The 3,555-nt window shown below is 72.6% G+C and carries 3 protein-coding genes; 1 reads left to right on the plus strand and 2 read right to left on the minus strand.

What is annotated here, in order from left to right; translation table 11 throughout:
- Nucleotides 1-612, minus strand: a 612-nt coding sequence (locus ACFQ36_RS21600) for a phytoene desaturase family protein (RefSeq protein WP_377017427.1), incomplete at its 3' end; no start/stop codon positions are given.
- Nucleotides 609-2,090, minus strand: coding sequence for a glycosyltransferase family 87 protein (locus tag ACFQ36_RS21605; protein WP_377017429.1), 1,482 nt, complete (start codon nucleotides 2,088-2,090; stop codon nucleotides 609-611). The genes ACFQ36_RS21605 and ACFQ36_RS21600, both read right to left, overlap by 4 nt.
- Before the next feature lie 170 nt (nucleotides 2,091-2,260).
- Here ACFQ36_RS21605 and ACFQ36_RS21610 point away from each other — a divergent pair.
- On the plus strand, nucleotides 2,261-3,555 hold a 1,295-nt coding region (locus ACFQ36_RS21610), incomplete at its 3' end, for a cytidylyltransferase domain-containing protein (RefSeq protein WP_377017431.1).

Raw genomic sequence — 3,555 nt, forward strand, 5'->3', positions numbered from 1 at the left:
CGCCCCGGCGGCCAGGGGCCGGCGCAGCCCGCCGGGGGTGTGCGCGGCCACCCCGGCCAGCAGCGCCGGGGCATGGTATTCCTTGAAGCGCATATTCCAGCACGGGCTGCCCTGTTCCAGCGCCCGGAACCCGTAGCGGGCGGCCGCCAGCGGCGAATCCGGCAGCCGCAGCAGCTGGTTCATGGTCAGGTCCAGCAGCTGCTCCGCTCCGTGCACCAGCGGCTCCATCAGGGAACGGTAGGCGGGCCCGTCCGCCCCGAGCCCTTCGACCGTGCGGGCCAGGCTGCGGTAGGCAATGGCCGCATCCGCCCCGTCGACGACCTGCGCATAGGAGATCTCGGGGGTATGCAGGCGGATACGTTCGGCGAGGCCGAAGGCGCTGAAGAACGGGGAGGCCACGGCCATCGGGTGCACCGCCGAGCAGATATCGTGCCAGTGGCCCGGTTCGATCAGTTCCTCGGTCCGGGCCCCGCCGCCCGGTTTCCCGGCGGCCTCGAGGACCTGGACCTTCAGGCCGGCGCGGGCCAGCACCACGGCGGCCGCCAGCCCGTTCGGACCGGAGCCGACGACGACGGCGTCCGGGCCGTCGGCGCCGTGGGCCGGAAGGGTCATGCCTGCGCCTCCTTCCGAAGCGGCCGCCGGAGCATGTGCCGCGGTGCCGGACCGGCAAGCACGAACCGGTCCGGGGCGCCGTCGAACGGACCGCCCTGCGGATCGTCGATGTCCAGCCGGCGCACCACGTCCCGCTCCGGATGCCGGACGGACCGGACCACCCTGGCCATCAGCCAGGCCGTTGCGGCAATGTGCCCGAGCACGGCCAGCACGTAGTACGGGGTGTCCAGGTTGTGCTCGGGGACGCCGTCGCTGGTGCTGCGGCCCAGGTACATCCAGATGGCCCACCAGTGCATGACCTCGAAGAACTGCCAGATGAGGAAGTCCCGCCAGCGCGGGTAGGCCAGGGCGGCCAACGGCACCAGCCACAGCACGAACTGGGGCGAATAGACCTTGTTGGTCAGCACAAAAGCCGCCACCACCAGGAAGGCCAGCGAGGCCAGCCGCGGCCGGCGCGGGGCGGTCAGCGCCAACAGGGCGATCCCGGCACAGGCGGCCAGGAAGAGCAGCAGCGAGGCCACGTTGATGAAGGTGGCGTCCAGCTGCGGCAGCAGCCGGCCGTCCGCGCTCAGGTTCCAGGCATACCAGATCGAGGAGTAGCCGGCCCCGCGGTCCCGGCTGTAGGCCAGGAACTGTCCCCAGCCGGCGGGGTTGAGGAGCAGGACCGGCACGTTGACCAGCAGCCAGGCGGCGGCGGCGGACCCGGCCGCCAGGCCCGGGGCACGGTATCTGCCGGTGCGCACGGCCAGCAGGATGATGGCGCCGAAAACCAGCAGCGGATAGGCCTTCAAGGCGGTGCCCAGGCCCAGGTACACCCCGGCCGCCACCGGCCGGTTCCGCGCGAAGGCCAGCATGCCCAGCGCCGTCAGCATCGCCGCCCAGAGGTCCCAGTTAATGGTTCCGGCCAGCACAATGCCCGGCGCCAGCGCCACCATGGCGGCGTCCCAGGGGCGGCGGTGGCCCATCCGCGCCGTCGCCAGCACGGTGACCATCCACGCCGCCGCCGCCAGGGCCGCGTTGATGTCGAAGTAGGCCAGCGCACGCTCCCCGGTGTCGCCCCGGCCCGGAACCAGCCAGGCGGTGGCCCCGGCCAGCAGGCCCAGCAGCGCGGGGTACTCGAAGAAGCTGTCCGGATTCAGCAGCGGGAACACGCCCTCGGCCAGATGCCGGGAGGCGAAAAGCACCGGCCAGTCCGAATAGCAGGCCTGGTAGAAGTAGTCCGGCTGCGTCCAGCCCCCGGCCCGGCACGGGGTCTTGACCAGCACGGACAGCAGCGCGGCCAGCGTGGTCATGATGATCAGCACCCGCTCCACCGTGAAGAAGCCGGGCGAGACGATCCCCGGGGCGGTGTGGCGCCCCAGCGGCCCGCCCAGCATCTCGGTATACCGGCGCAGGAAGGGATCGTTCCTGCTGGGCACCACGATGCGCAGCGGCAGTCGGCGGCGCGACGGCGGCCTGGCCGGGGTGAGCGCGGGCATACAGCCCACCTTACTGCCCCCCGCGGATCGGCTGTTCGCATCGCGCCGTTTTCCCTCCCGAAACGGGAATCATCCGGCAAGCCGGCGGGAGGGGCGGACGGTGAATCGTTGCCGGACGCTCACCGCCGATTAACCTCGGGGACCCCGCGAGGTCATCCGGGCCTCCTAGCGTGACCACAGTGAGCACCAAGAACAGTCCCGCTGCCGGTTCCGACGCCGTTCCCGACGTCCTGGTTGTCATTCCCGCCCGCGGCGGATCCAAGGGCATCCCGTTCAAGAACCTGGCCCCGGTGGCCGGCCGCAGCCTGCTGGCCCGGGCCGTCGACGCCGCGCTCGCCGCGCCGCTGGTCACCGGCGTCGTCGTCAGCACGGACCACCCGGACATCCGCGCCGAGGCTTTGCGCTGCGGCGCCGAAACCGTGGAAAGGCCGGCGGAACTGTCCGGGGACGCCGCCACCAGCGAATCCGCCGTGCTGCACGTGCTCGGCACCCGCCCCGCGCAGCCGGCCGTGACCGTCCTGCTGCAGTGCACCTCGCCGTTCATCGATCCGGCCGACCTGAACGAGGCAATCCGCACCGTCCTGGACGCCGAGGCCGACGTGGCCTTCTCGGCGGCCGAGGACCACGGCTTCCTCTGGACCGTGGACGGCGACGGCGCGGTGGCCGCCGTCGGGCACAGCGCGGACTTCCGGCCGCGCCGGCAGGACCGCGAGCCCCAGTACCGGGAGACCGGCGCCTTCTATGCCATGCGCACCGAGGGCTTCCTGGCCCGCCGGCACCGCTTCTTCGGCCGGCTGGCCCTGCAGCCGGTACCCGCCGGCGACGCCGTGGAAATCGACGCGCCCGAAGACCTGGCGCTGGTCCGCGCCCTGGCTGGCCGCCGGCAGCCGGAGGCGGTTGACGTGGACGCCCTGGTGATGGATTTCGACGGCGTGCACACCGACGACCACGCCTTCGTCAACGCCGGGGGCGAGGAATTCGTCCGCATCAGCCGCTCCGACGGCATGGGCGTGGCCCGGCTGCGCCGGGCCGGGGTGCCGCAGCTGATCGTCTCCACCGAAACCAACCCGGTGGTGAGCGCCCGGGCGGCCAAGCTCGGGATCGACGTCGTCCAGGACGTGGCGGACAAGGCCGCCGCCCTGGGCGCCTGGATGCGGGCCTGCCGCCTGGATCCGGCGCGCGTTGCCTACCTGGGCAACGACGTCAACGACCTGCCCGCCATGGGCCTGGTCGGCTGGCCGGTGGCCGTGGCGGACGCCCGGCCCGAGGCCAAGGCCGCAGCACGCCTGGTGCTGCGGCAGCCGGGCGGCGACGGTGCCGTCCGCGAAATCTGCGAGCGGATCCTCTCCGCCCGCACCGCCGGCCCCGCCGGCGGTATCCACCCCCACGAAAGGTCCGTTATGAGCACCGATTTGAGCAGCGAGATGTCCCGGGTTCCCCGCTCCCCCGCCCCGGTGGCGATCGG

This window comes from Arthrobacter sp. GCM10027362 (assembly GCF_042679445.1).
Lineage (GTDB): Bacteria > Actinomycetota > Actinomycetes > Actinomycetales > Micrococcaceae > Crystallibacter.

What these genes read in the sequence shown, in the direction of transcription:
- ACFQ36_RS21605 (WP_377017429.1), bottom strand. Translation starts at nt 2,090, where the DNA reads ATGCCCGCGCTCACCCCGGCCAGGCCGCCGTCGCGCCGCCGACTGCCG.